This is a genomic window from Effusibacillus lacus (assembly GCF_002335525.1).
GTDB lineage: Bacteria > Bacillota > Bacilli > Tumebacillales > Effusibacillaceae > Effusibacillus > Effusibacillus lacus.
Window position 1 is genome coordinate 60,395 of record NZ_BDUF01000056.1, and the last position, 15,263, is coordinate 75,657.

General features: G+C 50.0%; 14 protein-coding genes. 4 read left to right on the plus strand and 10 right to left on the minus strand.

All coding sequences use genetic code 11. The annotated features are described in order from the left end of the window. Positions 1–89: 89 nt before the first annotated feature. On the minus strand, positions 90–206 hold the full coding sequence (locus EFBL_RS20300) for a peroxiredoxin family protein (protein WP_131927752.1): 117 nt from the start codon (positions 204–206) through the stop codon (positions 90–92). Positions 207–246: 40 nt separating this feature from the next. Beyond that, complete coding sequence (locus EFBL_RS10440; protein WP_096182076.1) at positions 247–1,392, minus strand: cysteine desulfurase family protein; 1,146 nt, start codon at positions 1,390–1,392, stop codon at positions 247–249. A gap of 138 nt (positions 1,393–1,530) precedes the next feature. Between EFBL_RS10440 and EFBL_RS10445 the strand changes: the two genes are divergently transcribed. From EFBL_RS10445 to EFBL_RS10460, 4 genes are read left to right on the plus strand one after another with little or no spacing between them, the layout of a single operon-like run. Next, complete coding sequence (locus EFBL_RS10445) at positions 1,531–3,099, plus strand: L-aspartate oxidase (protein ID WP_096182077.1); 1,569 nt, start codon at positions 1,531–1,533, stop codon at positions 3,097–3,099. Continuing rightward, positions 3,053–3,892, plus strand: a complete 840-nt coding sequence (gene nadC / locus EFBL_RS10450) for a carboxylating nicotinate-nucleotide diphosphorylase (RefSeq protein WP_096182078.1) — start codon at positions 3,053–3,055, stop codon at positions 3,890–3,892. The genes EFBL_RS10445 and nadC overlap by 47 nt, the downstream gene beginning before the upstream one ends. Before the next feature lie 33 nt (positions 3,893–3,925). Beyond that, positions 3,926–5,029 carry a quinolinate synthase NadA gene (gene nadA / locus EFBL_RS10455; protein WP_096182079.1) on the plus strand — a complete coding sequence of 368 codons (1,104 nt, stop codon included), beginning with the start codon at positions 3,926–3,928 and terminating at the stop codon, positions 5,027–5,029. Positions 5,030–5,088: 59 nt separating this feature from the next. Continuing rightward, positions 5,089–5,601 (plus strand): transcription repressor NadR, encoded by a 513-nt coding sequence (locus EFBL_RS10460; protein ID WP_096182080.1) that lies wholly within the window; start codon positions 5,089–5,091, stop codon positions 5,599–5,601. Here EFBL_RS10460 and EFBL_RS10465 read toward each other — a convergent pair. The 8 genes from EFBL_RS10465 to EFBL_RS10500 form a co-directional block, all read right to left on the minus strand. Beyond that, positions 5,580–6,227, minus strand: coding sequence for an NUDIX hydrolase (locus EFBL_RS10465; protein ID WP_231705759.1), 648 nt, complete (start codon positions 6,225–6,227; stop codon positions 5,580–5,582). The genes EFBL_RS10460 and EFBL_RS10465 overlap by 22 nt on opposite strands. A gap of 56 nt (positions 6,228–6,283) precedes the next feature. Further along, positions 6,284–7,030 carry a type I methionyl aminopeptidase gene (gene map, locus EFBL_RS10470; RefSeq protein ID WP_096182081.1) on the minus strand — a complete coding sequence of 249 codons (747 nt, stop codon included), beginning with the start codon at positions 7,028–7,030 and terminating at the stop codon, positions 6,284–6,286. Between the two features lie 339 nt (positions 7,031–7,369). Beyond that, positions 7,370–8,287, minus strand: a complete 918-nt coding sequence (locus EFBL_RS10475) for a c-type cytochrome (protein WP_096182082.1) — start codon at positions 8,285–8,287, stop codon at positions 7,370–7,372. Between the two features lie 24 nt (positions 8,288–8,311). Then, positions 8,312–9,319, minus strand: a complete 1,008-nt coding sequence (locus EFBL_RS10480) for a c-type cytochrome (RefSeq protein ID WP_096182083.1) — start codon at positions 9,317–9,319, stop codon at positions 8,312–8,314. A gap of 240 nt (positions 9,320–9,559) precedes the next feature. Continuing rightward, complete coding sequence (locus tag EFBL_RS10485) at positions 9,560–10,942, minus strand: sigma-54-dependent transcriptional regulator (RefSeq protein WP_231705760.1); 1,383 nt, start codon at positions 10,940–10,942, stop codon at positions 9,560–9,562. A gap of 1 nt (position 10,943) precedes the next feature. Continuing rightward, positions 10,944–12,782 (minus strand): sensor histidine kinase, encoded by a 1,839-nt coding sequence (locus tag EFBL_RS10490; RefSeq protein WP_096182085.1) that lies wholly within the window; start codon positions 12,780–12,782, stop codon positions 10,944–10,946. 5 nt (positions 12,783–12,787) lie between these two features. After that, on the minus strand, positions 12,788–13,780 hold the full coding sequence (locus EFBL_RS10495) for an ABC transporter substrate-binding protein (protein WP_096182086.1): 993 nt from the start codon (positions 13,778–13,780) through the stop codon (positions 12,788–12,790). 180 nt (positions 13,781–13,960) lie between these two features. Further along, positions 13,961–15,166 (minus strand): acyl-CoA dehydrogenase, encoded by a 1,206-nt coding sequence (locus EFBL_RS10500; RefSeq protein WP_096182087.1) that lies wholly within the window; start codon positions 15,164–15,166, stop codon positions 13,961–13,963. Between the last annotated feature and the right edge of the window lie 97 nt (positions 15,167–15,263).

A 15,263-nucleotide genomic window follows, 5' to 3' on the forward strand; every position in this document is an offset into this window, starting at 1 on the left:
ACATCCACAGCCACTGACAGAATGTCAAATCCCTGATTGTGATACCGGTTGTACACTTCCTGCCAGACTGACAGGTGTTCCCGGCACCGTCACCAGGATGCCCACATTATGATCAGGACTTTCTTGCCCCGGTACTCTCGAATGGATACCGGCTTGCCGTTCAAATCCGGCAAACTGAAATCAAAAATCACATCCCCTTCACGCATTGTCAAAACCCCCGCTTTCTGATTGACAGTTGCAAATATTTTACCATCCTTTCACCACCTGTACCAGCGCATCAGCCAATTGATCCACGCTCTGTTCTGTTGTAGTCCGTCCCATGCTTATGCGCAGGCTTTCCAGCGCCACTTCTCTTGACTTGCCCATTGCCAACAGAACATAAGAAGGTTCACTGTCGGTGGAACTGCAGGCGGAACCGCTTGACGTTGAGAAGCCAAGGCGGTCCAACTCCAGCATCAACGCCTGCCCTTCAATCCGTTCAATACTGATATTGAGATGGGTTGGCAGGGAATTATCCGGATCTCCGTTTATCACACACCCGGGAATCCGGGAAAGAAGGCGTTCGATCAACCTCCTCTTGAGCCGCTCCAATCGGTCCTTCTCTGCTGGAAGACATGACACAGCCAGTTCGGCCGCTTTGGCAAATCCGACGATTCCCGCCACATTCTGTGTGGCGGAACGCAGTCCCCGTTCCTGGCCTCCGCCGTATACGATCGGCTCCAACCTGACGCCCTTTCTCACGTACAGCCCCGCAACACCTTTTGGCCCACCGATTTTATGAGCGTTGATTGTCAACAGGTCCACATTCAACTCATCCACCCGGACAGGAACCTTGCCGTAACTTTGAACCGCATCCGTATGAAACAGAATCCCCTGCTGCCGCAGCCACCCGCCAATCTCCGCAATCGGCTGCAGAGTTCCGACTACATTGTTGGCATGCATCACGCTTACCAGAACGGTATTTGAACGAACCGCCTTCCGCACTTCTTCCGCATCCACCCGACCATGAGGATCCACCGGTACAAAGGTGATGCGAAACCCTTCCCGTTCCAGCGCATGACAAGCTTCCCGGACGGAAGGATGCTCCACGGAACTGGCAATGACATGATCTCCCCGTCCCAGCCTCCGCATCCGCCGGGCAGCGCCAAGGACAGCCAGATTGTTCGACTCGCTTCCGCTGCCGGTAAAGATCAACTCCTTGCTCCTGGCGCCAATGGTTCCTGCAATCAATGTTCTGGCCGTTTCCAGGGCTTCTTTCGCCAGAAGCCCATACTGGTGCAGGCTTCCGGGATTGCCGAATTGGTTCATATAATACGGCAGCATGGCTTCCACCACTTCCGGCCGCATCACGGTTGTCGCCGCATGGTCAAAATATCGGGAATGGTCAGGCATAGAAAATACCCCCTCAGTCATACCATATGGCATACATAATGATTTACAACTAATTTTACACATGTCTTGACAGTATACAACAGCAACTTTCATAATAGGTTCATAGATTTTTTATAAACGGTGGAGGAAGGTGCGGCTATGTGGAATGTTGTTGATACGGATTATGCCATCGCAGGTTCCGGCATTGCCGGACTTACCTTGGCTTTGCTGTTGTCCCGGCATGGACGCGTAACCCTGATCGCAAAAGGGGCGCTTCAAAACAGCAACAGCAGTCTTGCACAGGGGGGAATCGCCGCCGCCGTGGCGAAGGATGACAGCCCTGCCCTGCATGAACAGGATACAGTTGAGACAGGAACGGGGCTATGCATTCCCGATACTGTAAGAAAAATTGTCGATCAGGCATTTGACGCCATTCGCTTTCTTAAAGAGGCGGGCGTCAATTGGGACTGTGATACGGAAGGAAAGCTGCAACTGGGAAGAGAGGGTGCCCACAGCCGCAACCGGATCATCCACGCAGGAGGTGACGCCACGGGGCAATCGATTATGGAGACCCTGTCCCGGCATTTGCTGCCCGGCGGACCCATCAAACTTTTCGAGAACACCTGCGTTGCCGACATTCATATGGAAGACGGAGAGTGCCGGGGGCTGCTGGCAGTGGACAATTCCGGCAAGGCTGTCCTGATAAGGTCACAAGCGGTCATCCTGGCAACAGGAGGTCTTGGACAGCTTTACAAATACACGACAAATGCTGAGGGAAGCACGGGAGACGGGTATGCTCTTGCTTACCGTGCAGGGGCCATCCTGCGGGATATGGAGTTTGTCCAATTTCATCCCACCGCACTAAAAGCCAATTCCTCTCCCCTCCCGCTTGTTTCGGAAGCGGTTCGGGGCGAAGGAGGGGTACTCGTCAATTCAAACGGCGAGAGGTTTATGAAGCGGTACCATCCTTGGGGAGATCTGGCAGCCCGTGACATAGTGGCCAGGGCCATTTATTCGGAGCTGCTGGCAGGCCGCAAGGTATACCTGGATGCCCGAAGAATCCCGAAGTTTCCCAAACGTTTCCCTACCATTCATGCGTTCTTGAGGCGAATCGGCATTGATCCGGATGTGGATCTGATCCCTGTTGTTCCGGCTGCTCACTATACGATGGGCGGGATCCAGACGGATGAAAGGGGAACGACTACCGTTCCAAGGCTGTTTGCGATAGGAGAAGCAGCTTCCAGCGGTCTGCACGGAGCCAACCGGTTGGCAAGCAATTCCTTGCTGGAGGGGGTTGTCATGGCACAGGGCGCAGCAGATGCGGTTCTTTCGCTGCCGGTCCGGTCGACTCCAGTTAAACACCCTTCTTTTTCTTATATCGACATTGTGAAAAATGGCACGACTCCAAATCCGAATCTCTTGCGTCAAGTCCGGGAACTCATGTGGTCCCATGCGGGAATCGTCAGGGAGGAAAGCCTTCTGCAGGAAGCTATGGAACAGCTTCATGCATGGCTTTCCGCCCTTTCGGATCTGCCGGGTCCTGACCGGAACCTTCTGACTTCAGCCCTGTTGGTGGTGCAAGCGGCACTATGGCGGCGGGAGAGCAGAGGAGCACATTTTCGTAAAGATTATCCGGAGACCCTAACGCAATACCAAATCCATTCGATTCAAGGAGGCAGCCATGAATCCGTTGCTCGTACGCCAGTTTCTGCGGCAAGCGCTGATTGAAGACATCGGCAGCCGCGATCTGACAACCGAAATATTGTTTGAACCGGCAGCGGGAATGCAAGCTTTCCTCGTAGCCAAGCAGGAAGGGAGAATTGCCGGGCTGGAAGTGGCCGAAGATACATTCCGGCTGTTGGATCCCAACGTTCAATTTGAAGTTCATATCCAGGACGGAACCGATGTGGAGACAGGAACCATCCTCGCCTCCATCCGGGGAACGGCCCGGGCGGTCCTCTCCGCCGAGCGGGTGGCTCTGAACATGCTGCAGCGTATGAGCGGCATTGCCACCACAACCCGCAACGTGTGCCGCAAGGTGGCGGATCTCCCCGTCAAGATTACCGACACCCGAAAGACTGTCCCCGGCCTTCGCATCTTTGATAAGTATGCCGTTGCAACAGGCGGCGCCGTGAATCACCGCTTTGGACTTTACGACGCCGTGATGATCAAGGACAACCACATAGCGGCGGCAGGGAGCCTTTCCAAAGCATTGGAGAAGATCAAGAACGGCATTGGGCACCTTGTCAAGATCGAGGTGGAAGCGGATACCTTGGTACAGGTTCGGGAAGCGGCGGAATTCGGGGTGGACGTGATTCTTCTTGACAACATGACCCCCGCCATGATTGCGGAAGCGGTGGAGATTGTCAAGGGACGTGCCATTACCGAAGCATCCGGCGGAATCACGCCTGATAACGTAAGGGATTATGCGGTAACCGGTGTGGACGTGATTTCCCTCGGCTGGCTGACCCATTCGGTAAAAGCCCTGGACATCAGCCTGGATACGGCACCCATCAAGTGAAGTGAAACCAATCAAGGGACAGGAGGAGGAACTATGTCAGTTGTCAATCAGCTCCTGAATCTGCAGAAATCAATCAATGAATACGCGCTCTTGTCATCGGAAGAGTTGGACGAACGAATCGCAGCAGCCAAAAGCAAGTTGGAAGATCGTTTGGTCATTCTGGGGCACCACTATCAGCGGGACGATGTGATCCAATATGCGGACCACAGGGGAGATTCCTTGCAGTTGGCGCGTATTGCCGCCGTTTTAAAAGACACCGAGTATATTGTATTCTGCGGTGTCCATTTCATGGCGGAAACCACCGATATCCTGACATCCGACCGCCAAACCGTGATCCTGCCGGATATGAACGCCGGGTGTTCCATGGCCGACATGGCCGATGACCAGGAAGTGGAGGAATGTTGGGAATTCGTTACGAAGCGGTTTGGAGATTCCATTATCCCGGTAACATACGTGAACTCAACTGCAGCCATCAAGGCATTTGTGGGGAAGCACGGAGGATTGACCATCACTTCCTCCAATGCGGAGAAGGTATTTGCCCATGCCCTTCAGGCCAAACAGCGGATCCTGTTCCTGCCCGACCAGCACCTTGGCAGAAACACCGGGGTGAAATTTGGCATTCCATTAAACGAAATGTGTGTCTATGACCCCAAGGAAATGGAGATCGAATATCCTCATGGCGAGGGAGACCCGCGTATCATCCTTTGGAAAGGCCATTGTTCGGTCCATATGAAATTTGAACCGCGTCATGTACATGAAGTTCGTTCCAAGTATCCCGGAATTCGTGTGCTTGTGCATCCGGAATGCATGTATGAAACGGTTCAGCTTGCCGATGAACACGGTTCCACCGATTTTATCATCAAAACGGTTCGCAAAGCACCCGCCGGGACAAAATGGGCTATCGGAACGGAGCACAACCTGGTGAACCGGTTGGCCCAGGAACACCCTGAGCAGCTTATCGTTTCCTTGAATGAAATGGTCTGTCCATGCTTGACCATGAACCGGATCGACCGCCCCCATTTGCTGTGGTCACTGGAGAACCTCCTTGCCGGCTCTCCCAGAAACGTGATCCGGGTGGATTCGGCAACGACTGAATGGGCACGGGTGGCTATTGACCGCATGCTCCACATTTCGTAGTCTGTAACTAGCAGTACACCCCAATCTGGCATGACCACCATCTTACGGAGGCTGTCCCAATGGATCGCAGACAACAACTATTGGACTTCTTGAAATCATCCGACAGACCGATTCCGGGTTCCCACCTGGCTGATATACTGGATGTAAGCAGACAAACCATTGTGCAGGATATTGCGTTTCTGCGAAAAGACGGCTTCGAAATCATCAGCACCACCCAAGGATACGTTTTGGCTTCCGGATCCAAGACCCAGTACCGGGAAGTCCTTGGCATCATCCACACGCCGGAACAGTTGAAGCGAGAATTGGAAATCCTCGTTTCCCATCACATAACCGTGGAAGATGTGTTCATTGACCATCCGGTATATGGCCGGATCAAAGGGGAATTGAACATTGTCACACCGAAAGACGTCAAACAGTTCCTGGAAAAAAGGGCCCGTTCCCCAATCCCGTTGTTTTCGGAAGTAACCGGGGGCCTGCACTATCACACGCTGGTGGCGGAAGATGCGGAGACAATTGCGGAAGCAAAAAAAGCCTTGCAGGAGGAAGGCTTTCAATTGGTGGATCCAAAATAGGGTCCGCTTTTTTCATCTTCATTTTTGATAACCTCCAGAAAGTGGTGCAGAATTCGAGCGGTCATTCCCCAGATGATCCGGTCCCCGTGAAAATAAAAAAACTGTGGGATTTTCCCCGACCGCCACTTGTAATTCCGCCCCCCCTGAATCAGTTGAAAGGGGAAATCGTCAGGAGGCATCACTTTCAGGTCTACCGTATGCACTTCCGGTTTTGAGTTGCGCAGGACCTCCAAGGGTACGCAAAACACACTGGACACCTCGTCCGGGTTGGGCCTGATTTTTCTATAATCGGCAATCCATCCGACAAACGGGTGGACAATCAGAAAGGGCGTCACCATATAGTCCAGCGACCCGAGCGGTTGGATCTGATCGGGCTCCAATCCCAGTTCCTCGCAGGTCTCGCGGATCGCCGCAGCCAACTCGTTCGAATCTTCCGGATCGATACGCCCACCCGGAAAACAGATCTCCCCCGGCTGCCGATTCAGATGATGGGCCCGTTCCTCAAACAACACGGACACCTCTCCATCCCGTTCAACCAGCGGAAGCAGCACGGAAAACCTGTGCATATTCTCAGAACCCATAATAGAGGCGTTGCGGTCTTTTAAAACGCGAAAGATGTCGTCCAAAACCAGGCACCTCACTTACACTTTTCATAAGCGATCATTGTATTCTCCCCCATGAACTACTGCTCTGTAAGAATCAACGGACCGTCAACAGTAATGGCCACCGTATGCTCATATTGGGCCGACAGGCTGCCGTCCACTGTACGGGCTGTCCAACCGTCCAAATCAATCTTGGCGTGATACAAGCCCGCGTTGAGCATCGGTTCAATCGTGATCACCATTCCCTCTTTCAAACGCGGTCCCCTGCCCGGCGGACCAAAATGGGGAACCTCCGGCCCTTCGTGAATGTTCTGTCCGATGCCGTGCCCGATAAACTGGCGAACTACCGAAAATCCTTGAGACTCCGCATGGGTTTGGATGGCATGGGAGATGTCACCAATCCGGTTTCCCACAACAGCTTGTTGAATCCCCAGATAGAGTGATTCCTTTGTTACCTGCAGCAGTCGTTCCGCTTCTTCCGAGATGATCCCAACCGCATAGGACCAGGCGGAATCGGCCAGCCATCCGTTCAGGTTCACCACCATGTCAATGGTTACGATGTCTCCTGCTTGCAGCGGATTTTTGTTCGGAAACCCGTGACAGATCACATCGTTTACGGAAGCACATGTGGCATACGGATACCCTCGGTACCCTTTTTGTTCGGGCGTGGCTCCGTACTCTCGCAGATACTCTTCCACGAACCGGTCGATCTCCATCGTGGTAATGCCGGGCCGGATCATCCTGGCAATTTCCCGGTGGCAAGCGGCCAGCAGTTTGCCTGCCTCATGCATCCTTGCTATCTCGTCTCTGGTCTTCAATATGATCATGGAGTCACCTGCCAAGAGTTTAAATTGTGTATGGCATGCAGTGGATGCTAATTTTACTATACATAAAACTGAGGAAAGAAGCACCCTTCCTCCCGGAGAGGATCCCCTATGTACTCGCCGTTCCTCAGCATGTATTCATTCCTGCTTCTAAGCTTTGTGGTTTCTTGGATAACATAAAAAACCTCCGTGAGAAGCGTTGCTTACTACTTCCACACGGAGGGGCTATTTCCTATTGCGTTAATTGTTCCAGCCGTAGTGTATAAAGACTGGCTTATTTAGCTGGATACTTAAAAAGGTCCAGGGTGGGTTGGTCAAGGGTACCGATTTGAGATATGAATGTTAGTTCTTTGCCTTTTTGGCGTTGGTTTCGTACGGAACATCTTTTGGTGCATCCCCGTTAGGCCAGTCATTTGCCTTTGGTCCGAAGTCAGGCCGTTCTTGAGACAAGATATACGCTGCCAAATCGGCAGCTTGTTGTTCCGTAAGTGTTCCTTGCTTAATCCCTCCCATTTCACCCAAGGGCATGTTCCTTTGGATGTAACCTGCCGCTTTGCCCAGTCGTGCCATACCGGCCCCGATATTGAAGGAATTCTTACCCCAAAGTGCAGGACCTGAATTTGGCCCTGTTCCGGATCCATCTGCACCGTGACAGCTTGCACATGCCTGTTTGTACAGCTTTTCACCGTTTTCCTTATTAGGGGTTGGCGGATTCGGTATATCATTAACGACAACCCAGGGTCTCTCCTTGGTTCCGGTTGGAACTCCCTTTGAGATGTAAGTCAGGTAAGCAACCATAGCTCGCATTTCATCGCTGTTATAAGCGAGGGGTTTCCCATTCATGCTGCGCTGGAAACAACCGTTAATCCGATCTTCAATTGTCAACACTTTGCCGGCACGGGAAATGTATTTCGGGTAAACAGCTGTCACGCCTACCAAACTTGAAGTCGAATCAGTACCAGCAGCTCCATGGCAACTGGAACAGGACAATTGATTGCCAACATGTTCTTTAAGAACTGTATTCGTCTCGTTCATCAGTTTATATCCCAGCTTGATAGCCTCCCCTTCAGGGCCTTTAGGAACTTCGTCCATAGTCGGAACCTTGGGCTGGGTCACCTTCGTCTCTTGAGTTGCAACTTGCTTTGCTGGTTCGACTGTCTTATCAGCCGGTTGCGCGGTGGAGCAACCTGCGACTGCAATTATCAGTGCCGAGAAGAAAAATCCTGAAAGCAACCCTTTCTTCCAATGTTTATGTTCCATCTCTTCCCACTCCTATCTTGAACTCTATTGCTGTGCCTTCACGGCATCCATAATCGGCTGCCAGGGGCCATATTTGTGTTGTTCCGGGCTGAACATTCCTTCTGGGTAATAGGGGCCGTAGGCAGCATCCACAGCTTTTTTCTTAATGTTGGGTTGACCATTCGGATCCAGTCCTGACCAATCCAATTCCAGATTTGCTTTTTGCGGTCTCTGTTGTGAATTCAGGTAAGCAACCACATCATAAGCTTCTTCCAGAGTCAAACTTGGATCTCCATAGGGCATGTTTGCTTTTACAAAGCGTGTAGCTGTTATGTTTCTGTGCATGCCGGCACCTGTGTTGAAACTGTAGTCCCCCCAAAGGGCCGGGTATTTGTATCTGCCCTTGCTTTCGTCCCATTCTCCTTGACCATTTGCTCCATGACATTTGGCGCATTTATCGGAGAATATAACCTTTCCTTTTGCCGGATCGGCAGCCCTGTCCAGCAAAGGCAAGACCGGAGTTTCCTGTCCTTTAACGTCCTGCCAAGCAACCCCAGGCGTAATTCCGGTTGCCAGCCATTCCATATAAGCCTTCATCGACTGGGTTTCGTAACTGTCTTGCGGAAGTGCTTTCCCATTCAGGCTCCTTTCGAAGCAGGTGTCGATTCTGCCTTCCACTGTTAAATTGATACCTTCACGCGCATTGTATTTACCAGGTGGCGCATACTCATGAACCGCAGTATACAATGGAATCGCATTCGGCTTGGTACCTGCATCAAGGTGACAGCTTGCACAGGACAACTTGCTGTTCAAAACCGGTTTTGGGCTCCCCGGTCCCAGGTATTTCGGGGTGTTGACGATCAATTCTTTTCCGTACCGAATCATATCCCCTCTAGCATCATCCGGGATGTCGCTTTCGTTAGGCATTTTCCAGGTGCCCTGCAGAATGTCATCATCTGTGTTTGCATAAAGAGTACCAGTTACACCTCCTGTGATGATTACAGACACAATCAGTCCTGCAAGAAGTTTTTTTGTTAATACCTTTCTCTCCACCTTTTCCACTCCCTTGTCTAACCAACTTCGAATGTGCTTTCCTCTTGCTCAGAACCGGGATTGGGCCCGTCACCCATTTATCACGCAAGATTCATGCCAATAAAGAAAAGTGCCCTTATACTTGTTACCATTGACATAATAATTCCTTACAAGTGCAAAAAAACGGCCCGGGTACCAGGTTTTTCAAAAACCGGCCCTGCCGTTGTTCGTGATACCCTGACATTTTGACACGACAAAATGTCAGGGTCTATTCTGTAATTCTGTAATCCTGTATTCCTCCAGCTTTCGATACAAGTTTCGGACACTGATTCCCAATAGTTTGGCAGCTTGTGTCTTGTTCCCTTTGCATGCTTTCAGCACACGAAGAATGTACTTTTGTTCCAATTCTGATAGTGAAATGAAATTCTCCGGTTCAGCCTGTGCTTGCATAAGGTCTTCTCCTCTTCTTGTGGCGGCCCCCCCAGGTATGAGGAGATCTCTAGGTTCGATTTCTCTTCCATTCGCCAGCAATATTCCCCGTTCGATCATATGGGCCAACTCGCGCACGTTACCCGGGAAATGATAGCTGCAGAGAGCCTCCATGGCTTCCCTTGTTACTGTTATATTCTTGTTTCGTCCAAACTTATCAAGAAAGAACTCCACTAACATGGGAACGTCATCCAATCGCTCTCGCAGTGGAGGGACGGGGAGTTTCATGACATTCAGTCTGTAGTACAGATCTTCCCGAAAATTCCCTTTAGCCACCTCTTCTTCCAGAATTCGATTGGTAGCAGCCACTACGCGCACATTCACCTTACGCAAGCTGGAATCTCCGACTCTTCTGAATTCCTGGCTTTCAAGAAACCTGAGGAGCTTCACCTGCAGGGCGAGGGGCATCTCACCAATTTCATCAAGGAACAAGGTGCCATGGTCCGCCACCTCGACCAACCCTTTTTTGTCTGAAACCGCGCCTGTAAAAGCGCCTTTGGCATGACCAAAAAGTTCAGATTCTAATAATGTCTCAGGAAGGGCCCCCGAATTAATAGCGATAAACGGTTGTTCTTTTCTGCTGCTCCAGAAATGCAAGGCTTTGGCTATCAGTTCCTTTCCGGTTCCACTTTCCCCTTCAATCAGAACGGGTATATCGCTATCAGCCACCCTCCGGGTGAGTTCCATGAGATCCTTCATAATTTGACTTTGTCCTATAATGGTAAACTGGTTGCTATTAGACAGCAATGCTTGCTTTAACCCGGTGTTGGCTTCTTTCAATGTCTTCTTTTCCAGGGCTTTCGCTATGATGATCTCAAGTTCAGACAAAGCATAAGGCTTTTTCAAATAATCACAAGCTCCCAGTTTCATCGCTTCAATTGCCGTATCTACAGTCCCATGTCCAGTCAACATGATGATTTCCACATCAGGATATTGCGTTTTTGTCGACCTTAGAAGCTCAATTCCGTTCATCCCCGGGAGATTGATGTCAAAAATCCCAATATCAAATGACGATTTGGCAAGTTCAGCGATCGCTTCTTCTGAAGAGGATGCTCCCGCAACCTTCGCCCCTTTTCGGGTAAATCGTTGCACCAGCAAATTTATGAGGTCTGTCTCGTCATCCACAATTAAAATTCTAACGTTCTTCCAGTCCAATCTAGGCCCCTCCTTTCTGAGTCGCATCAATTGGCAAGCTCAGGGTAACTTCCGTACCATTTCCTTCCTCACTTTGAATGGAAATCGTGCCACCCATTCGAGATACAATTCCATAACAAATCGACAAACCCAGTCCCGTTCCTTTTCCAATTTCTTTAGTGGTAAAAAAAGGATCAAATATCTTGGTAAGGTACTCTTTGGGAATTCCGCTTCCATTGTCGTACACGCGGATCACCAATTGATCGCCTGAAGGATATGCTTGAATACCTATAGTTCCGTTAACTGATAAGGCATCTACTGCATTGTTCAACAAATTCACCAGTACCTGCATCAACTGAAGGGAATCCCCTGATATTCTTGGCAGATCCGGATCCCATTCTTTACGGATCTGGAGTCCCTTCTTTTCAAAGCTATGGTTTAACAGAGCCAAGCTTTCTTCTATCACAGTTACAGGATTTATCCATTCCTGTTTCCATTCGGATTTGCGTGAAAAGTTTAAGAGACTTTGGGTAATTTGTTTGGAACGGGCAATATTCTCTTTTATAATTCGCAAATATCGGGAAGCTTCTCCCGAATTCACCACTTCCTCCGGTTCCGCTTGCAGACGATCTTCCAGATCCTCAGTATAAACCTGTATGGTGGCAAGGGGATTGTTTATTTCATGAGCAAATCCAGATGCCATCATTCCCAAAGCGGACAATTTGTCCGCTTGCATAACCATTTCTTCCATCTTGCGCTGTTCAGCCAGTTGAACTCGCAATTGAGCTGTCATTTCGTCAAATGCATTCATCAAACTTCCGAGCTCATCCCTGCGCCCTGTCGCGATTTGGGTGTCAAGAGCGCCACCGCCCACTTTTTGAACGGCCTTTTCCATATATTCAATCGGCTTGGTAAATTGGAGCCCGAAGAAAATACTCACCATCACCACCAAGGAAACAGCCAAAGCGAGGAACCATAAAAGTCTTAGGAGCAGATCCTTAATCGATGAAAAAGCCACAGATACCGGTTGTTCAACCACAACTCCCCATCCCGTTCTCGAAACTTTTCCGTAAACCCCAAGTACTTCCTGTCCAGAATAGCTTTGATACCTGTTGGGCGCAGGCAATTTATTTGGATCATTTGTATAGAGAAAATGCTGAACAGTGAAACTGCTGGTCACATTTGTTCTTTGCAGCACCTGCGTGTGATCATTATGAGCGATCAATTTTCCCGACCGATCCACCAGGAACACGTTCTCCCCCACTCCCGGAGGTTTCGATCCAACCAAATCAAACAAACTGCGCAAGCGGATCTGAACCCCTATTCCGCCCTTGAAGTCACGCCCATCTTCCGAAAAACGAGGCACCGCCATCTTTATATAGGGAACTCCACTTTCTGAAAAATTTACGGGCCCATAGAACACTTTCCCGGCTTTGAGGGTGGAAATCATAGGATCGAAAGCCCATCCCTGTTCCAGCTTTATATTCACTACGTGGAAACGGTTTACAGTTGATCGAACCGTGCCATTCGGCTCGAAAATGACTGCTTCCTCAGCCATTGGAAGATCCCTCAAGATCCGATAGATGTTCATTTTTTCCAAATTGTCTTTGTTCCCGGTTTCTATGGCAAATAATGCATCCCTTAACCTTTCTTCCGTTCGAATCAAAAGGGAATCCATTTCTTGCACGATCCGGTCGACAAGAAGTTTATTCTGATTTTGGACGTTCTTTTCCAAATGATTTAAACCGAAGAAAACCGTATAACCGCTGGATAGAGCCACCGGAACAATGGACATTATGATTCCAAAGACCAGAACCCGAATCTTGATGCGACTCCACCATGGAATTCGAAAATCTTTCATGGCGGTCACTCCCTTATCACCGCAATTTTCTCGCTATAGCTCATGCCTATTGGAGACACAGCAATATCCAATTGTTCAATGGCTTTCATATTGACTTTCAATTGAACAACATCAGGCTTTTCAAAGGGTATATCCGAGTTGTCCTTGCTGGTCATCATGCGGGCAACCAGTCTGGCCGACTGATACCCCTGATCGAAATAAGAAATCCCATAGGACGCAGTATATCCCGCATAAGTCTCCGTTTCGTACAACCCCATAACAGGAGTTCGGGTTTTAAAGGATATATCCCGAATTTCTTTATACTTTAGCTCAAGATAATAGCTGGGCAGAATTAACATAGATTCCCCTTTGGTAAATATCCGGCTGCGCAGATTAGCAATATCCCGATCATTTTGCACGGGAACAGGTTCTATCTTCCAATCAAACTGTTGAGCTGCATCATTTGCTTTTTGCAGCGCCAACATACTGGCACGTAAGCGGGGATCATAAAGAACAACTACACTCTGTCGTTCCGGGAATAGCTCGCGAAGAAGCTCTATACGCTTGGCTGTAAGCTCCACATGTCCGTTATCAACCCCTGTCACAGGAATGCCGGAAGCATGGAAACGATTTTTCAGCTCCAGTTCGGATGGGGAAGTTACTCCAATTAAGACTACGGGGATTGGGGGGGTGTTCTTCATAGCCTCGAAGATTGCTTCGGCTTCTACTACACCTGTCGCAACCACAATATTTGGTCTTAGAGCAAGCAGATCTTTTGCACCTTCCACAAGTCGTTCCTGATTATTGTTCACATCGTGAATTCGGTAGTCCACCTGTTTATCCGTCCATCCCATTTCCTGGAGTCCTTTTCTCATTCCCTCAATCTTTTCCGCCCGGGAGCTTCCAATAGTGAGGATTCCGATGCGAATTTGAGGATCGTCACTTTCAACCCTCCGGGTACATCCAAGAAGAGAGCTGATAAGCAGGACCATACACAGTAAGATTTCGTATCGTCTCATGGATGTCCCCCACTTTAAATCTTGAACAAGTTTACTAATTTAAGTCATTTTCATTATAGAGGAATTTCTTACGACCAAATGTGATAGTTCTTCTACAAAAAAACAAAACCCTTGGCTTCCCCATACGGAAGCGCAAGGATTTCGATCCTTATCAAGAAACTGCGTACGATTTTTGTCAAATTATTCCCCCATCAGCTCATACTTGGCCAGAGCCCGCTTGTGCACTTCATCCGGACCGTCGGCCAGACGCAGCGTTCTTGCATTGGCCCACATGGCAGCCAACGGGAAGTCATTGCTGACACCGGCCGCGCCAAAGGCTTGAATGGCCCGGTCAAGCACCCGCAGAGCCACATTCGGAGCTGCCACTTTGATCATCGCAATTTCTTTCTTGGCCACTTTGTTTCCGACCGTATCCATCATATAAGCGGCTTTCAGGGTCAAAAGCCTTGCCTGTTCGATTTCGAGGCGGGATTCGGCAATCCAATGCTGCACAACACCTTGCTGAGCCAGCGGTTTGCCGAACGCAACCCGGTTTTTCACACGTTCCACCATCAGTTCCAGCGCCCGTTCCGCAACACCGATCAAACGCATGCAGTGATGGATCCGGCCCGGCCCGAGACGCCCCTGGGCGATGGCAAACCCCTTGCCTTCACCCCACAAGATGTTGCTTGCCGGAACGCGGACATTGTCATATGTAATCTCCCCGTGGCCGTGCGGAGCATGGTCATAGCCAAACACCGGCAGCATTCGTTCGATCTTCACACCTGGAGTATCAAGCGGTACAAGAATCATTGATTGCTGTTCGTGTTTGGGCGCGTCCGGATTGGTCTTGCCCATTACGATCGCAATCTTGCAGCGGGGATCTCCGGCACCGGAGGACCACCACTTGCGTCCGTTGATTACATACTCGTCGCCATCCCGAACGATGCTAGCCTGAATGTTGGTAGCGTCGGAGGAGGCAACATCCGGTTCGGTCATCGAAAAGCAGGAACGAATTTCTCCATTCAGCAGCGGTACCAGCCACTGTTTCTGTTGTTCTTTGGTTCCGTACCGCACCAGAACTTCCATGTTGCCTGTGTCCGGGGCATTGCAGTTAAACACCTCCGGGGCAATATGGGATCGGCCCATGATCTCGCACAAGGGTGCGTACTCAAGGTTGGTAAGCCCGGCACCATATTCGCTTTCAGGCAGGAATAGGTTCCACAAACCGGCTGCTCTGGCCTGCCTTTTCATCTCCTCCATAATAGGCGGAACGACCGCCCAACGATTCGGAGCCTCATTCACCTGCTGCTCATATACCTTCTCGTTGGGGTATACCACCTCATTCATAAATTCAATCAATTGGGCTCGCAGTTTCTTGACCTTGTCAGTGTAATCAAAATTCATGGTTTATACCCATTCCTTTCGCTTCGCTCAAGGCACAAAACGGAATGAAATCCGTTATTCTTGAGCGATTTTTTTGTATTCTTGAGTTACAGGGATA